Origin of the sequence: Gleimia europaea ACS-120-V-Col10b, from assembly GCF_000411155.1 — a bacterium.
Classification (GTDB): domain Bacteria; phylum Actinomycetota; class Actinomycetes; order Actinomycetales; family Actinomycetaceae; genus Gleimia; species Gleimia europaea_B.
The window spans coordinates 908,100-923,751 of the sequence record NZ_KE150266.1; the positions used below are offsets into that span (position 1 = coordinate 908,100).

A 15,652-nucleotide genomic window follows, 5' to 3' on the forward strand; every position below is an offset into this window, starting at 1 on the left:
ACCCTCTCCGCCACTACAGGCAGTGAACCATTTCCTCAAGCCTATCGAGCCACCGCGTGAGGTGCGCCGCCTCGCCACGGCTATGTGGCAAGAACGACACGGCCGCCTCATCAATTTCAATTTCTCGAGGCGCGATCATTCCACCTACCGGTCGTAGCGGCGTCTTGGTGACGTCGGCGGTGAACATTTGCGCGGTTGCGAGGCCACAGGCAAAGGGAAGTTCGTCCAACGCTGCCGCGCACTCCACGCCGCGAGCGAGACCCACCGACGAGTCCAGGGCAGAAGATACAACCGCTGGCAATCCTGCCCGCGCAACCACATCAATCAGCCGCTTCGCTCCGCCCAGAGGCTGCACCTTTACGATTACCAGATCCGCCGCCTCCGCGCGCGCCACCGCAAGCGGATCCGATGCGCGGCGCACCGACTCATCCGCCGCAATCCGCACGCTCACCTGCTGGCGCACGCGCGCCAACTCCTCCACGGTTGCGCACGGCTGCTCCACATATTCGAGGTCTGCCCCTCCCCCGCTCTGGCACGCCCGGTTCAGCTCGCGAATCGCCGCCAAAGCTTGGGGCACGTCCCACGCCGCGTTCGCATCTACGCGGATCTGCCCCGTCGGACCGAGGGCGTCGCGCACCGCTTCGATACGCGCGCAATCCTCGCTAATGGTCGAGTTCGGATCCGCCACCTTCACTTTGACCGTGCGCGCACCACCCGAATTCTTCACAATGTCGAACGCCACCTGCGGATCCACCACCGGCACCGTCGCATTAACCGGCACGGCCTCGCGCTTACGCGGTAGCGGCTCACTTCGCGCGGCCTCAAGTCCGGCGCGCAACCACTGCGCGGATTCGCGAGCGTCATAATCCCAAAACGGTGACACCTCTGCCCAACCGCCCGGCCCGCGCAAAATCAGACCGTCGCGCACGGTGATACGCCGAAACTTGTTCTTTAACGGCAACCGAAAATAGAGCAGACGGTCGATTCCTTCAAACACGTTCACAACCGAGGCGGGAAGCGCCTCAATCGCGACCTCAAAAAGCCGGGCAGAATCCGTGGGGAGCGCATCATTCACAACCCCATTTTGCCAAACTCGCGCACATTTCGTGGCCCTGCCGGGCCCCGGCTCACCTTCGGTGAAAGTCTGGCGCGCGGCACGGCAAATCCGCGCAAGCCCGCGTGGGCACGTGTGGGTAAGCTTAAGGCATGACGATCATCGCATTCGTACTGGGCCTCGCGGCCCTCATCGCAACCCTATGGCTACGCAAAGACACGCCCTCTTCGCGGGCGTGGGAAACGGAAAACGGCATCGTGGATGAACGATTCGCCTTCGTTTTCCTCCCCAGCTTCACCATTTTGCTGTTTGGCTTGGGCATCATTGGGCTATCAGGGCTGTTCAGCGAGCTCAGCGCAGGCGTACGGCTACTGTTTATCCTCGGTTGTCTACTGTCCGCAGTAGGTGCATTCGGCACCGTGGCCGGCCTGTTCTCAAACAAGTACCCGCTGTGGCTGCTACCAAAGTGGAGGCTGGAAAGTCCGTATCGCAAGTAGGCTACCTAGCGGCTTAGGATTGCCATTGCGGAGCGAGGTGCGAGGACGGCGTGGCCCGTCGCATCCGCCTGCGAAATCAGGTCAAACCCGGTAACGCCAGACAGTTGTACAGCCTTGTCAGAGTGGTTCATGTAGAACGTGACCGGCCCGCGCGTCACCCTCTCCACGCCATCAGGTAGCGTCATGCCGCTCATGTCCAGGCGGGCAAACGCGCCCAGCACGCGCGCGAGGGCCGCCCTCCCCGTCGCATCCAGATCCGTTGCCACATACCACGCGCTACCCTTAGCGATTCGTCTGCGAGTGATTGCCGGCCATCCTCCAAGATCTGACTCGTAGCCAAACTGAGCCATCACCTCGACCTCGTCATTTAGCCACATTGGGTCAGTGAAGTCGCTGGCTTCGCTTGTTGCCATCACGTACTCGGCCCGCTCGCCGCCGCGCGGGTTGGGCCGGGGCGTGCCAATCTGATCCAGCGCCCGCTTCAGCTCTTCGGAGCGAACCTCCAAGTTGTGAAAGCCTTGCTTGGCGGGCACTTGCACCGCCCTCGTAATCCGGTCAACGCGCGGATCCACTTCGTCCAAGTTTGGAATATTCCAACGCTGCGCATTTGGCGAAGCCACAGCGTGCTGAGTCACGCGGACTCCCAGCAGATTCGATAGCGACCCTAAGTATCCGCCCAAAATCGCGCGGCCAAACTCATCAACCACGCCTGTAGGAGCCGCAACCAGCACCTGCGCGCCGCGCTCAGCTTCGGCTTGAAGGCGCGCACTGAAATGCGGGTAATCGATGAACAGCTCGGGCACAATCACGAGGTCGTAGCCGGCCAGGTCATCGTCAATACCAACCACGTCGGCGACAATGTTCATCTCCCACAGGGTTCGGTGCCACGCCCGCGCCCCATGCATAGCCGGCGGCAGGCTGTCGGGACCAACCACAGCGGCCCGCGCCCGCATACTTTCCCAATCCGCCACGATGCAGGCCCTTGCCTGCACCCGCTGCCCCACCACCGGGGTTAGCCGGTGCAAATACTGACCTAGCTGAACCACTTCTGCCCACGTCTGCGCGTTTTTACCCGCGTGCGCCACCATCGCAGAGTGCATCATTTCCGCTCCGCCTGGACTTTGCCGCCACTGGAAATGCAGCACGCCATCCGCGCCGTGTGCCACGCGCGAAAGTGACCAGAGGGCCAGCTGGCCGGGCCGCTTCGGGCTGTTTTCCGGCCGCCACTGCACTGCGCCCGGCGTTTGCTCCATCAGCAAGAACGGCTGGCCGCCGCGATATCCGCGCATGAGGGCGGAGGTGAACGCGACCTCGTGCGCACTACCGGCAAGCGCGGGATCCGGGTAGGAGTCATCCGCCACGACATCTAGGTGCTTCGCCCACTCGCGCCCATTAGTGAAAGGAAATTCGCCCATGAAATTCGTGGTTACCGGAATCGAGGGATCAACCTCACGCACCTTTTGCACCTCGGCTATGCACAGGCCGCGAAGCTGACTGTCCGCGAAGCGCGCGTGATCCAGAACCTGCGACGAGTTATGCTGCGCGGGCATCTTGCGCGGTAAGTACACGTCCGTGAAATCATTGTAGGTTTGGGACCAAAAACTCGTATTCCACGCGTGATTAAGCGCCTCGATAGAACCGTATTTTTCCCGCAACCACGCCTGAAACTCGCCCTCACAGGCAGTGCAGTAACAGCCGTGTACGTGGCAGCCGTACTCGTTGTTGATGTGCCACATGACGAGGGCGGGGTGGTCGGCAAACTCCCTCGCAAGCGCGCCTGCGAGCGCCACTGACCGTTCCTTGTAGGCGGGGTTGGAGGGGCAGTACTGCTGGCGTGAGCCGAAAGACAGGCGCACTCCGGCCTCGTCTACGGGCAGGGATTCGGGGTACTGGCGGGCCATCCACACGGGTGGAGAGGCGGTGCCGGTGGCCAGGTCCACGTAGATGCCGGCCGCAGCGCACTGGTCCATGATTTCGCGGAGCCACGCGAAATTGTAATGGCCGGGGCGCGGCTCCAGTTTTGCCCACGAGAACACGCCGAGCGTCACCAGGTTCACCCCGGCCTCGCGCATCAGTTCAATGTCTTCCCGCACGGTTTCGGCGGGCCACTGCTCGGGATTCCAATCGCCTCCGTAGCAAAGTTCATTTGTGGGCAGAATCGAGTTCATCGCTAGATCCTTTGCTTTCTAGGTTTATTCGCGTCCGAGGCAGGCAACCATGACGGCTTTAATGGTGTGCATGCGGTTTTCAGCCTGGTCAAACACGATGGAGCGATCCGATTCGAACACTTCGTCGCCCACCTCGCACCCGTTCAGCCCGTAGCGTTCAAATACCATTTTGCCTACTTGCGTGTTGGTGTCGTGGATCGCGGGCAGGCAGTGCATAAACTTGGCGCTCGCGCCGGCCCGATCCATTAGCGCCTCGTCCACGCGATAGGGAGTGAGCAGGCGAACGCGCTCGTCCCACGCGGCCTCGGGTTCACCCATTGATACCCACATGTCGGTGTGGACAAAGTTTGCGCCCGCAACGGCCTCGACGTCGTCGGTTACCGTCACCGTGCCCGAGGTGGTAGCGGCTAGATCCTGGGCTTGTGCGATCAGATCGGCGGGCGGCTGCAGGGCGGTTGGCGCCACGATGCGCACGTCCATGCCCAGCATGGCTCCAAGGACGAGGAGGGACCGGCCCATGTTGTAGCGCGCGTCGCCCACGTACGCAAAAGCTGTTTCGGCTAGTGGCGCGCTAGAGTGTTCGCGCATGGTGAGGGCATCGGCCAGCATCTGCGTGGGGTGCCAAAGATCTGTGAGGCCGTTGAAAACGGGCACCTTGGCCCACTGGTGTAGTTGTGCAACGGTGGTGTGGCTGTCCCCGCGAAACATGATGGCGTCGAACATGCGGCCAAGGACGCGCGCGGTGTCCGCCACGGATTCTTTGTAGCCCACGTGAGAGGAGGCCGGGTCAAGATACGTGGTGTTTGCACCCTGGTCAAACGCCGCGACTTCGAAGGCCGAACGGGTGCGGGTGGACATTTTTTGAAAGACGAGGGCGATTTGTAAACCTTGCAAATACTTAGTTTCCCGCCCCTGGGCCTTTGCATGCTTTAACTGCGCGGCAAGATCAAGCAGGTACGTCCACTCGCTGGCGCTGAAGTCGAGTTCGCGCAAAAAACTGCGTCCACGTAGAGGAAAATCCATGCGTCCAGTCTATTTGCCGCACCCGGCGCGCGCAGGCATGTCCACGCTTTCCTCGTTGCCGCAGGGCGCCCGGACCGCACGGCCCTGAAGTAGCTAAGCGAGGGGCACAGCCACGGGACGCCCGTTCACATGCACGACTTTAACCTCAACCTCGAAGATGTCCTCGAGCACCCCGGGACGCACCACTTCGTCCGGAGTGCCGTCAGCTACTAGCTCGCCGTCTTTTAGAGCGATGAGGCGGTCAGCGTAAGCACTGGCCGTGTTGATGTCGTGGATGACAACCACGGTAGACATGTTTTGGTTGTTCGTGGCGCGCACGAGGTGGCGCATCATTTCGCGCGAGTGGTGCATGTCGAGGGCGGAAAGCGGCTCGTCGAGCAGCAGGTATTTGGCATCCTGCGCAAGCGTCATGGCGATGAATGCGCGCTGGCGTTGCCCGCCCGAAAGTTCGTCCAGGAAACGGTCAGCAAGGCACAGCATGTCCACTGATTTTAGGGCTTCGGCCACTTTTTCTTGATCCTGCGGGCCGATGCGCCCCCGTCCGTGCGGGTGGCGTCCCAGCATGGCTAGTTCCGCCACGGTGAGCCGTACCGAAAGATGGTTTTCCTGCCGCAAAATCGCAATCTTCTTGGCAAGTTCCTCACTTTTCCACTTTTTTACGTCGGTGCCGTCAACCAGGACGTGTCCGCCTGCCAGCGGCGTGAGGCGCCCAATGCCGGAAAGGAGGGTGGATTTGCCGGCCCCGTTGGGCCCGATGAGAGCGGTGAGTCCACTATCTGCCAGGTTGAAGCTCACGTTTTTCACTACAGGATCGGCCCCGTAGGACATGGTGACGTTGCGCAGTTCGATCATTTGGATCCCCTCACTAGCATGACGAGCAGTAGCGCGCCACCCACTAGTTCAATGACCACGGGCAAGATTGTGCCCCCGGCAAGAAGGTGTTCCAAGATGGCTTGGCCGCCAACGAGGACGATGATTCCGATCGCGCTCGCGCCGGGCACTAGATGTCGGATGGAGGTGGAGCCGAGGGCGTGGACGGCGATGTTTGCCACCAGGAGACCGAAGAACATGAGCGGGCCTACCAAAGCAGTGGCGGCGGAAACTAGCAGAGCGGAGGTTGCGAGCACGGTTTTAACTTCGCGGTTGTAGTTAAGGCCGAGGCAGGTGGCCATGTCTGGCCCCAGCGCAAGCACGTCCCAGTCGCGCGCTCGCTTGATGGAGTAAGCCACGCAGACTACGGTTACCAGCGCCGTGATTCCTAGCGCGCTGGTGTTGATGGCGGCAAATGAGGCCGTGGTGAGGTCTTGCACGGTCAAGAATTCGTTGGGATCCATGATGATTGACATCATCGTGGTGATGGAACGCAACAGTGCGCCCACAACAATGCCAACGAGTACCAGCAGGTGCGTGGAAGCCCGGCCTTTACGCATGATTGCAAGGAACATGGTGACGGACACCAGGGTCATGAGGCAGGCTTGCAGGGCAAACATGAGGGTGGGAGGAATCAGGTTTGTTACGCGGGCGCTGAGGAAGAACACGAGGCTGGTTGCCACGAGGGCAAACATCGCGTCGAATCCCATGACGGAGGGTGAGAGGATCCGGTTGCGCGTGACCGTTTGAAACAGCACGGTAGCGACAGAGAGCGCGACGGCCACCACCGCGAGGCCGGCAAGGCGTTTGATGCGCAGTGCCGCAATGATTTGCCACGCGTCCAAGGCTCCGTACAGCAAGAAGAACGCCATCGCGATGACCGCTAGGCCCACCGCGATGAGTACGCGCAGCCGCACGTCTCTTGCGCGTTGGGTCATGACCGCTTCGATGTGGGGCGCACTCCCTACGGCCGATTCGGATCGAAGCGGACGCAGGAGGGGCAGGGCGATGGTGGTCATAGCTTCACCGTTTTCAGCAAGATAACAAGGAATATGGCGCCGCCAAGCACGCCCATTACGACGCCGACAGGAATTTCCGCCGGTGCGATGAGGGTGCGGCCAAGGATGTCGGCGATGAGGACGAAGCTGGCACCGCCGATGGCTACGAACGGGAGAGAGCGGCGCAGATAGTCGCCCATGATGAGTGACACGATGTTGGGAACGACGAGGCCGAGGAAAGGTAGCGATCCAGCAACGACGATGGTTGTGCCGGCCACGATGGCCACGATGGTGAGGCCAACGCGGGTGACGTGGGCGTGGTTGAGGCCAAGATTAGTGGCGAAGTTTTCTCCCAGTCCAACCACTGTGAACCGGTCTGCGAACATGTATGCCAGCGCGCACGCTCCAGCTACTATCCACAGCAGTTCGTAGCGGCCAGCGATGGTGCCCGAAAAGTCACCGGTGAGCCACGCCTGCAAGGTACCTTGCAGTTGAAATTCCCAGGCGAGGAAGGTGGCACCCGCTCCAATAACTCCGGACAGGACGATGCCAAGGAGCGGCACAATGATTGGGTCTTTGCGGGGAATAGAGCGGATCAGGGCGAGGAGCACCAGGGTGCCTCCAAGTGCGAAGATCACGGCGAATCCCATTTTTAGAAGGATCGAGGCCGTTGGAAAAAGGAGGGTTACAACCAGCACGCCCAGGCCGGCCGATTCGGTGACTCCGGTGGTGGAAGGCTCTACGTAGCGGTTTTGCACCAGCATTTGCATGACCAGACCGGCAACTGCCATTGAGGCTCCCGCAAGCACGATTGCGAGCGTGCGGGGGATACGCGACACGGTCAGAACTTGCGCTTCCGCGCCACTTAGCTGGCCGGTAAACAGGTTTGCGATGGATAGATCCGCCGTACCAACCGTTACCGACACGGCCATGAGCGTCGCAAGCAAGACGGTGCCGCCAACCAGTCCCAGAGCGTAACGGGACTGGTTGGCGGCTACCGGCTTAACCGCTAGAGCGGGGGCGCTCATTTGGTGGCGGCCGCTACTTCATCTAGTTCCGCCATGAAGTTGGAAGCACCCGTCATGACCACGTACCAGCGTTCTGGCGACAGGTAGACGATGTGACCGTTCTTCGCTGCGGGAGTTTCGTTCACGAGGTCGTTGTCAAGCACCTGCTGCGCAGTAGTTCCAGCCTCGGTATTTCCAATGGCGGCGTCTCGGTCGATTACGAAGATGTAGTCGGGAGCAAGCTCACGCACGGTTTCAAAAGAGATCTTCTGCCCCTTGTGGCCTTCCTCAGCTTCACCTTCGGCTACGGGCTTGAAACCGAACACGTCGTAGATGGGCGCCCACCTGGACTTTGGCCCGTGCATTGAAACTTCCCCGCCGTTGGTCATCAGAACCATTGCGGTGCCGCGCTCAGACTTTTCCGCTTCCGCCTTGTATTCGGCGATCTTCGCGAGGAGATCATCTTTAAGCTCTTCGCCGCGCTCGGCCTTGCCCACAGCAGTGGCGAGCATCTGCACCGACTCCGCAGCGCGCTGGGAGTATCCTTCCTTGTCCCACGGGACGGACGCATCGATGGTGGTGAAGTTCTTAGAAAGCTCGTCGTAGAACTTCGCGGACCTCGCGCCCACAACCACGAGGTCGGGGTTCAGCTTCGCAATTGCCTCTACGTCAGGCTCTTTCAAGGTTCCCACATTTTCGAGGGTGGAGTAGTCGACGCCCTGGTCGTCTTTCAGCCAGGTGGGAACTGACTTGGTGGGGACACCGGTCACGAGCTCGCCCGCACCAAGCGCGTCGATGGTGTCGAGCGCGGCCATGTCGAGTACGACGACGGATTTTGGTTGCGCCTCAATGGTGGTTTCACCCGCGTTGTGCGTGACGGTTGCCGGGAATGCGCCGGCCGCTTCAGTTGTAGTTTCGGTGGGTTCCGGCTCGGAGGTTGTTCCTCCTGAGCCGCATGCCGCAAGGGCAAGCGACGCGGCAACGGCGATGGCGCCGAGCGATAGTTTACGCATTAGATTTCACTTTCCTTCTTAACGTAGGTAAGGCTAACCTAATCACACTCCGGAATTGTTTTCAACATTTCGCAACGACTACATTACGTAAATCGCGAAAGAGTTGCCAGCTCGAGTTTTTCCCGTATTTTCGCGGACTTTAACCAAGGCCGGGCGCGGCCTGACGCGGGCGAGGTGGCCGCGAAAGCTAAAAAACACGCGAACAACTACGATGTACGCATGAGCGCTTTACCCAATGTTTCGGACACTTTTGACCCGTCGCGCTGGCGCGAGGTGGAAGGTTTTGAACTTACTGATATGACTTACCATCGCGGAATCTCGCGCGGCGAGGAGGACGGGGCTCCCGCCGGAGCAGACTTGCCCGTGGTGCGGATCGCGTTTGACCGCCCGCATCTGCGCAACGCGTTTCGCCCCCACACCGTCGATGAGCTCTACGCTTGCCTCGATCACGCGCGCATGAGTCCGGACGTGGCGGCCGTAATCCTCACGGGTAACGGCCCGTCCGCAAAGGATGATGGCTACGCGTTCTGTTCGGGCGGGGATCAGCGCATTCGCGGTGCTGCCGGGTACCAATACGAAAAGGCAGATATTTCCGATGAGGCCGAGATTTCTCAGCGCCGCCAAAACATGGACAACGCGCGGGCAGGACGCCTGCACATTCTGGAGGTGCAGCGCCTGATCCGCACCATGCCCAAGGTTGTGATTGCCGCTGTCCCAGGTTGGGCAGCAGGCGGCGGCCACTCACTCAACGTGGTGTGCGACCTGTCGGTGGCTTCCATCGAACACGCACGTTTTATGCAAACGGATGCGAATGTGGGCTCGTTTGACGCCGGCTACGGATCCGGCCTGTTGGCACGTCAAGCTGGGGATAAGCGGGCGCGGGAGATCTTCTTCCTGGCTCGCGAATATAACGCGAAGGACGCGCAGCGTTGGGGCGTTGTGAACGAGGCCGTACCGCACGCGGACCTGGAAGCCACCGCGCTCGAATATGCGCGGATTATTGCAACGAAGTCTCCCCAGGCCATCCGCATGTTGAAGTTCGCATTCAACCTCGCCGATGACGGCTTGGCTGGCCAGCAGGTGTTTGCCGGGGAAGCGACGCGCCTGGCGTACATGACCGAAGAGGCGCAAGAGGGGCGCGACGCTTTCCTAGAGCGGCGCAGCCCCGACTGGTCAAGCTACCCGTACTATTTTTAACCATTTTCTTCTAGCCACTCCCCCAGCAGACTGGCACCTTGCCCGTTTGCGCGCCCGGCATTGTACAGGCGCCCTCGTACTTGAATGGATTTGTAATGACGTCGATGAACGCTGCTGATTCTGCGGCCCAACTGATGATTGTTCCGGGAGGAACCACGCCCGGCGCGGTGACCATGACCTATTCTGCGGTACACAAGCTGTGGGAGCTTTACGAACGGTTTGAAAAGACGGGTGTGCAGCGTAGCCAGCGCATCATTTTGGCACCGCGAGAGGCCAGCGAGGCTATGCCTGCGCGCGCGGCTCAAACCAACGCCGCGCTACAAAAACGCATCAAGAAGTTGCCGGGCAGCGTGGACGTGATCTTAGAGACCTCCGGCTCCACCACGGGAAATCCGCGGCTTGTGGGTCTCTCATTCGCCGCACTGGTAGCGTCTGCCCGAGCCACGCACGAGTTCTTGGGCGGGCCGGGCCGCTGGATTGTGGCGCTCCCCGTGCATCACGTTGCGGGACTGCAAACCTTGATTCGCACTTGTGTTGCCGAGGCCTCGCCCATCATCGCGGACATGTCAGCAGGATTTGATGAGGAGGCCCTTACCGTTGCCTGCCGTACCGCAGCTGACGATGGAGATCACCGCGCCTACCTATCCTTGGTTCCCAAACAGTTGTATGACGCTCTCGAGGCTGGGGGCGAACTCGTGGAGCAACTCGCGCGTTTAGATGCGGTGCTGGTAGGAGGAGCAGGCACCTCCTCGAATCTGCTGGATCGTGCCCGCGCGGCCGGTATTAACGTGGTCACCACGTACGGCATGAGCGAAACCGGGGGCGGCTGCGTCTACAACGGCATTCCTCTGCCTGGCGTGCAGATCCGCACGGTTGATGGTCGAATCCAGATTTGCGGCCCCGTCCTCATGGATGGATATGTGGATAGTTATGACCGTCCATTCGATGTGGAGGATGGGCAGCGCTGGCTACGCACCTCTGACGCGGGCGAATGGGATGGCAACAGTCTGCAGGTGCTGGGCCGGGCTGATGACGTGATTGTTTCTGGAGCGGTGAACGTGGCGCCCACGCGCGTTGCGGACGTGATTGCAGCAGCAAAAGACGTTGTCGACGTAGCGGTTGTTGCCCTGCCTGACGAGAAGTGGGGGCAGGTAGTGGCTGCCGCTATCGCCTCGCCTTGCATTAGGGCAAAGATTGACGAGGCCGGTGCGGATCTGCCTGCCCACAAGAATGAGGTATACGCGAAGTTCGCCAAGCAAATCCGAGACCTGGTTGGCGAGAAGTTAGGGCGTGATCACGCCCCGCGAGTCATTGCGGTTGTGGATGAGCTTGCCGTTACGCCGCTGGGCAAAGTTGATAGGCACGCGGTGGGCGTAATGGTTGCAAATTTGGTTGCGTCTGAAGCCGCGTGGGTACGCTGAGCACATGGCGACTTTCAACGACTGGCTCGAAGGCGCACGCCTTCGCACACTCCCCGCAGCAATCGCGCCCGTGCTTATCGGTATCGGCGCGGCGCATTTCCTAGGCGGATTTTCTGCCGCCCGCTCGATCCTTGCTCTGGAAGTGGCGCTTGCGCTACAGGTTGGGGTGAACTTTTCGAACGACTACTCCGACGGGGTGCGCGGAACAGATGCGGTGCGTTCAGGCCCTCCTCGCCTAACCGGCGGGGGCAAGACAAGTCCAAAGGTTGTGCTCGCTGCGGCACTGGGATGCTTCGCGTTAGCGGGGGTACTTGGCCTCGTTCTGCTTTACATTTCGAGCCAGTGGTGGCTGCTAGTTCCCGGAGTTGCGGCGGTTGCTGCAGCCTGGTTTTACACGGGAGGGCGCACACCTTACGGCTACATGGGCGTGGGATTGTCTGAGCTTTTCGTCTTCGTTTTCTTTGGCCTTATGGCCACGGTTGCAACCACTTGGGTGCAGATTCAGGTGGCACCCTGGTGGTTGTGGTGCGCGGCAACGGGCACGGGTATGTTGTCGATTGCCCTGCTGTTTGTGAACAACATTCGCGATATTCCGACCGATTCGAAGACGGGGAAGAGGACCCTGCCGGTTCGCCTGGGGGATCGCCCTTCACGTTTCGTGTACGCCTGGCTGCTAGGTATTGGCGTAGTTATGACGGGACTTGGCCTGGTAGAGACCCGGTTTGTTCCGGCTTATTTGCTGGTATTTGCCGCGCCTGTGCTCCTGATTTCACGCAAGGTTTTAGCTGGGGCGAAGGGCCGTGAGCTACTTCCGATCCTGCGAAACACGGGCTTTTTGACCCTGTTCACCGGCCTGGCAGTGTGCGTTGGCTTAATTGTCACCTAAGTCTGGCCGAGCACATTCGCGGCCAGTGCATACAATAGTTAAAGGGTTATTAAGGAGCGGAAAATGGCTAGGGTTGTTATCGCTGTACTGTCGCTGGCAGTGACGATTTTTGCTGTCGCCGACATTGCGCGCACCCCTAAAGATGAGATGCCTGCCCGCATTCCTAAACCCTTGTGGCTTTTGTTAGCGATTTTGTTGACGCCTGTGGGTGGTCTGGCCTGGATCATTGTGTCTCGCGTGACCCAAGCAGAAGCGAGCGGAGGACAGGTGAATCGCGGTTTTTGGTATTCGCAAGACTCTGCAATAAAACTGCCGCACCGCACCTACACGAACCAAGATCCGTACATGTACGGCGCGCCAGACGATGATCCGAACTTGGCGTGGCATTTGGAAAAGCAGATGCGGCAAAAGAGGTCCGAGAATCTCATGCGCGAGTTCGAGCGTCAGATGGAAGAAACTGACCGCGCAGAAAACATGGGGAACGCCGACCTCGAAGCGCAGGACTTAGATGCGGAAGCCGAGGACCGATCCATCCTGGGCGGCGAAGCGAGCCCAAACGAATCAAAACCCGCTAACGGCTCGGACGCGGATACGCCGCAGCACCTGCAAGGGCCCGATGAAGAAGACGAGGACAAAAACAAGGGCGAGAACCTGTAGCTCTCCAAGAAATAGAACGAAAAGATCTTGCATATCCTGGCCCACCTCGCAGGTTTTCCACAGCCAAAACCTGCATGTGCGATATTCATATACATTGAGAAGCACATTGAAATGCACTAACAACTAAACTAAATTTACGTTTAGTTGCTCTGGCCGTTGACGCTCCACTTATACGGATGTCGCCGATGACCAGAGCTTTTATACAAAGGAGCGCCATGTCCTCTGCGTCGCTAAGAAGACACCAGCTCACATAGCCAGGTTACTTCCCAACTGGTCAGGTAAACCGGGTTAAATGCGACCGTGGGGGCCGTTCCTTTTGGAATGACCCCCACGGTTTTGTATTCGGTTACTAGTGCTGGCCGTACACGTTTTGATACCTGTCGTACAGGGAATCAATGTGGCGCTGCTCGATTGGAATCACGTCGCCAAGCTGTTTAGCAATGTGAACCGTACGGGCAACCTCCTCCACCATCACAGCGGCCTTAACCGCCGCCTTCGCATCCTTCCCGATCGTGAACGGGCCGTGGTTTTGCATGAGTACAGCCTTTGACCTGTGTCCACGCAAAGTCTCCACAATCCCACGACCAATCGAATCATCACCAATGATTGCGAACGGGCCAACCGGGATCGGGCCGCCAAACTCGTCACCCATCATGGTGAGCACGCACGGGATCTCCTCACCGCGCGCCGCCCAAGCCGTTGCGTACGTCGAATGCGTGTGCACCACGCCTCCAACCTCGTCCATATGCTTGTAAACGTAGGCATGTGCAGCCGTATCCGAAGATGGCGAGAGTTTATCGGGCGTCCCATCTGAGATCTTCTTACCGTCCAGGTCGCAAACCACCATGTTGTCGGCAGTCAGCTCGTCATAAGACACCCCGGAAGGCTTGATGACAAACAGGTCGGTGCCAGGTACACGCTCCGACACGTTTCCCGCGGTCCACACCACCAGCTCCCAGCGGGGTAGCTCAGAGTGTAGGCGCGCCACGTTCTCGCGAGTGCGCTGGACGGCCTCCTGAACTTCTGTAGGTAGCTTCGATAATTCAATCATTTAGTTGATCGCTCCCATCTACTTCGCGCGACGCTCATGAGCTTCACGCCGGATTCGCTTCAAATCGTGCATCACTTCGTTTTCACGACCAAAGAGGTCATGCAGGTACTTGTAGTGCTTGTATAGCTCGTCGTACTGCTTGGACCTGGTCTCATCCGGCTTGTAAGCAGCCTTCTTCCGCTTGCCCATTGCCGCAGCAGCCTCTGAAACCGTGTCGTACAAGCCCGCTGCCACAGCACCGAAAATAGCGGACCCGAGAGCCGGAGCCTGCGAAGACAGCGCCGTAGAAACAGGGAGCCTAGTGATGTCAGAGAACATCTGCATGAGGAACGGGTTCTTAATCAAGCCGCCAGCGGCGATGAACTCGTTAATCTCAACGCCGTGTTCCTCGAAGTTCTCAATAATCACGCGGGCGCCAAACGCTGTGGCCTCCATGATCGCGCGATACTGGTCTTCCGGCTTCGTAGCCAGCGTCTGTCCAACTATCATGCCAGACAGGTTCGCATCGACCAGGATGGAACGGTTGCCGTTGTGCCAATCGAGCGCAACCAGACCGTGCTCACCGATCTCCTGCTGCGCTGCCTTCTCCGTCAGCAAGTCGTGGAGCGAAATGCCGCGGCTCTCGGCCTCTTCCTCGTAGGCCTTCGGCACGCAGTTTTCAACAAACCAGGCGTAAATATCGCCAACAGCGGTCTGGCCGCCCTCGTAGCCCCACATACCATCGATGATGCCGCCATCAACGATGCCGAACACGCCCGGCACCGGCTGGAAGTCCTTACCTGAAACGACGTAGCAAGAAGAGGTACCCATAATCGCCGTCAACTGGCCGGCCTCGGTTGCCTGTACTGCGGGAGCGGTAACGTGCGCGTCAATGTTGCCCGAAGCCACCGTTACGTTGCCGGAAAGGCCCGTGATGCGCTGGCCGCGCTCGTTCAGCGTGCCCACCTTGCCACCAAGCGGCAGAACTTCAGCCGGCATCTTTTCTGTAAACACGCCGCCAAAGTCAGGGTTCAGTGCCTTGAGGAAGTCCTCATCGGGGTACTTGCCATCTTGGTACATGCGCTTGTAGCCGGAGTCTCCTGCCGCGTAGGTCAGGTGACCGGTGAGGATCCAGGTCAGCCAGTCCAGGGCGTTCACAATATGATCCGCTGCGTTGTATACTTCCGGAGCCTTCTCCAGGGTCTCCAAGGCCTTCGGAAGCAGCATTTCCGAGGACAGTTCGCCACCGTAACGGGCCAGCCAGTCCACGTTACGCTCACGTGCCAACGCAACAATGCGGTCCGCTTGCTCCTGTGCGCCGTGGTGCTTCCACAGCTTCACGTAGGCGTGTGGATTGTTCCTAAACTCTTCCTTCTCACAAAGCGGCGTGCCGTCCTTGTCCGTCACAATCACGGTTGCCGAGGTTACGTCAAGTCCGATACCAACAACGTCGTCCTTGTTAATCTTCGCGTCCTCAATCGCACCCGGAATAACGGTTGAGAGGACTTCCAGGTAGTCCCGAGGATCCTGGAGTGCAAAATCTGGCGGTAGCTGCTGATTGTCGCCCGCCGTCAGGGTGTGGTCCATAACCGCGTGCGTGTATTCCATTACTGCTGATCCGAGCTCGTCGCCGTTGCTCGCGTCAACAACTACTGCGCGACCAGACAGAGTGCCCAGGTCGATGCCGATTACGTATTTGGGTGACTCAGTGGTCATAGGTTCCTCCTTGAACTACTTGGCCGATGATCCAAACTAAAGCTTTTAACAATCAGGCGGCTCAGCATTACCTGCGAGCCGGGCTTGCCCGCGCGCCTCGACTTGGAGGGCGCGC

The 15,652-nt window shown here is 59.6% G+C and carries 14 protein-coding genes; 5 read left to right on the top strand and 9 right to left on the bottom strand.

What is annotated here, in order from left to right:
• Positions 1-13: 13 nt before the first annotated feature.
• On the bottom strand, positions 14-1,075 hold the full coding sequence (locus HMPREF9238_RS04165; protein ID WP_016444198.1) for an o-succinylbenzoate synthase: 1,062 nt from the start codon (positions 1,073-1,075) through the stop codon (positions 14-16).
• A gap of 131 nt (positions 1,076-1,206) precedes the next feature.
• Here HMPREF9238_RS04165 and HMPREF9238_RS04170 point away from each other — a divergent pair, with 131 nt between their 5' ends.
• On the top strand, positions 1,207-1,551 hold the full coding sequence (locus tag HMPREF9238_RS04170) for a hypothetical protein (protein WP_016444199.1): 345 nt from the start codon (positions 1,207-1,209) through the stop codon (positions 1,549-1,551).
• A gap of 5 nt (positions 1,552-1,556) precedes the next feature.
• Here HMPREF9238_RS04170 and HMPREF9238_RS04175 read toward each other — a convergent pair whose 3' ends face one another.
• From HMPREF9238_RS04175 to HMPREF9238_RS04200, 6 genes are all read right to left on the bottom strand, one after another.
• Positions 1,557-3,719: a beta-galactosidase gene (locus HMPREF9238_RS04175; RefSeq protein WP_016444200.1), complete on the bottom strand. Its 2,163-nt coding sequence runs from the start codon at positions 3,717-3,719 to the stop codon at positions 1,557-1,559.
• A gap of 24 nt (positions 3,720-3,743) precedes the next feature.
• Positions 3,744-4,742 (bottom strand): ornithine carbamoyltransferase, encoded by a 999-nt coding sequence (gene argF, locus HMPREF9238_RS04180; RefSeq protein WP_040316475.1) that lies wholly within the window; start codon positions 4,740-4,742, stop codon positions 3,744-3,746.
• A gap of 93 nt (positions 4,743-4,835) precedes the next feature.
• The gene (locus tag HMPREF9238_RS04185) at positions 4,836-5,594 is read right to left on the bottom strand and encodes an iron ABC transporter ATP-binding protein (RefSeq protein WP_016444202.1); all 759 of its coding nucleotides are present in this window, start codon (positions 5,592-5,594) and stop codon (positions 4,836-4,838) included.
• A complete protein-coding gene (locus HMPREF9238_RS04190; RefSeq protein WP_016444203.1) occupies positions 5,591-6,631 on the bottom strand; it encodes an iron chelate uptake ABC transporter family permease subunit in 1,041 nt (346 codons plus the stop codon). The genes HMPREF9238_RS04185 and HMPREF9238_RS04190 overlap by 4 nt, the downstream gene beginning before the upstream one ends.
• Entirely contained in the window at positions 6,628-7,638 is a 1,011-nt protein-coding gene (locus HMPREF9238_RS04195; protein WP_016444204.1) for an ABC transporter permease, read from the bottom strand. The genes HMPREF9238_RS04190 and HMPREF9238_RS04195 overlap by 4 nt, the downstream gene beginning before the upstream one ends.
• Positions 7,635-8,630 carry a siderophore ABC transporter substrate-binding protein gene (locus tag HMPREF9238_RS04200; protein WP_016444205.1) on the bottom strand — a complete coding sequence of 332 codons (996 nt, stop codon included), beginning with the start codon at positions 8,628-8,630 and terminating at the stop codon, positions 7,635-7,637. The genes HMPREF9238_RS04195 and HMPREF9238_RS04200 overlap by 4 nt, the downstream gene beginning before the upstream one ends.
• A 219-nt stretch (positions 8,631-8,849) precedes the next feature.
• Here HMPREF9238_RS04200 and HMPREF9238_RS04205 point away from each other — a divergent pair, with 219 nt between their 5' ends.
• From HMPREF9238_RS04205 to HMPREF9238_RS08595, 4 genes are all read left to right on the top strand, one after another.
• On the top strand, positions 8,850-9,827 hold the full coding sequence (locus HMPREF9238_RS04205; protein ID WP_040316711.1) for a 1,4-dihydroxy-2-naphthoyl-CoA synthase: 978 nt from the start codon (positions 8,850-8,852) through the stop codon (positions 9,825-9,827).
• A 95-nt stretch (positions 9,828-9,922) separates the two neighbouring features.
• Complete coding sequence (locus HMPREF9238_RS04210) at positions 9,923-11,248, top strand: AMP-binding protein (RefSeq protein ID WP_016444207.1); 1,326 nt, start codon at positions 9,923-9,925, stop codon at positions 11,246-11,248.
• Between the two features lie 4 nt (positions 11,249-11,252).
• A complete protein-coding gene (locus tag HMPREF9238_RS04215; protein ID WP_016444208.1) occupies positions 11,253-12,134 on the top strand; it encodes a 1,4-dihydroxy-2-naphthoate polyprenyltransferase in 882 nt (293 codons plus the stop codon).
• Between the two features lie 63 nt (positions 12,135-12,197).
• Positions 12,198-12,791 carry a PLDc N-terminal domain-containing protein gene (locus tag HMPREF9238_RS08595; RefSeq protein ID WP_016444209.1) on the top strand — a complete coding sequence of 198 codons (594 nt, stop codon included), beginning with the start codon at positions 12,198-12,200 and terminating at the stop codon, positions 12,789-12,791.
• Between the two features lie 349 nt (positions 12,792-13,140).
• Here HMPREF9238_RS08595 and HMPREF9238_RS04225 read toward each other — a convergent pair whose 3' ends face one another.
• Together HMPREF9238_RS04225 and HMPREF9238_RS04230 are read right to left on the bottom strand one after the other, a co-directional pair.
• Positions 13,141-13,842 (bottom strand): L-ribulose-5-phosphate 4-epimerase, encoded by a 702-nt coding sequence (locus HMPREF9238_RS04225; RefSeq protein WP_016444210.1) that lies wholly within the window; start codon positions 13,840-13,842, stop codon positions 13,141-13,143.
• 18 nt (positions 13,843-13,860) lie between these two features.
• On the bottom strand, positions 13,861-15,537 hold the full coding sequence (locus HMPREF9238_RS04230; RefSeq protein ID WP_016444211.1) for a ribulokinase: 1,677 nt from the start codon (positions 15,535-15,537) through the stop codon (positions 13,861-13,863).
• Between the last annotated feature and the right edge of the window lie 115 nt (positions 15,538-15,652).

What these genes read in the sequence shown, in the direction of transcription:
- HMPREF9238_RS04170 (WP_016444199.1), top strand. Translation starts at nt 1,207, where the DNA reads ATGACGATCATCGCATTCGTACTGGGCCTCGCGGCCCTCATCGCAACC.
- HMPREF9238_RS04175 (WP_016444200.1), bottom strand. Translation starts at nt 3,719, where the DNA reads ATGAACTCGATTCTGCCCACAAATGAACTTTGCTACGGAGGCGATTGG.
- argF (WP_040316475.1), bottom strand. Translation starts at nt 4,742, where the DNA reads ATGGATTTTCCTCTACGTGGACGCAGTTTTTTGCGCGAACTCGACTTC.
- HMPREF9238_RS04185 (WP_016444202.1), bottom strand. Translation starts at nt 5,594, where the DNA reads ATGATCGAACTGCGCAACGTCACCATGTCCTACGGGGCCGATCCTGTA.
- HMPREF9238_RS04190 (WP_016444203.1), bottom strand. Translation starts at nt 6,631, where the DNA reads ATGACCACCATCGCCCTGCCCCTCCTGCGTCCGCTTCGATCCGAATCG.
- HMPREF9238_RS04195 (WP_016444204.1), bottom strand. Translation starts at nt 7,638, where the DNA reads ATGAGCGCCCCCGCTCTAGCGGTTAAGCCGGTAGCCGCCAACCAGTCC.
- HMPREF9238_RS04200 (WP_016444205.1), bottom strand. Translation starts at nt 8,630, where the DNA reads ATGCGTAAACTATCGCTCGGCGCCATCGCCGTTGCCGCGTCGCTTGCC.
- HMPREF9238_RS04205 (WP_040316711.1), top strand. Translation starts at nt 8,850, where the DNA reads ATGAGCGCTTTACCCAATGTTTCGGACACTTTTGACCCGTCGCGCTGG.
- HMPREF9238_RS04210 (WP_016444207.1), top strand. Translation starts at nt 9,923, where the DNA reads ATGACGTCGATGAACGCTGCTGATTCTGCGGCCCAACTGATGATTGTT.
- HMPREF9238_RS04215 (WP_016444208.1), top strand. Translation starts at nt 11,253, where the DNA reads ATGGCGACTTTCAACGACTGGCTCGAAGGCGCACGCCTTCGCACACTC.
- HMPREF9238_RS08595 (WP_016444209.1), top strand. Translation starts at nt 12,198, where the DNA reads ATGGCTAGGGTTGTTATCGCTGTACTGTCGCTGGCAGTGACGATTTTT.
- HMPREF9238_RS04225 (WP_016444210.1), bottom strand. Translation starts at nt 13,842, where the DNA reads ATGATTGAATTATCGAAGCTACCTACAGAAGTTCAGGAGGCCGTCCAG.
- HMPREF9238_RS04230 (WP_016444211.1), bottom strand. Translation starts at nt 15,537, where the DNA reads ATGACCACTGAGTCACCCAAATACGTAATCGGCATCGACCTGGGCACT.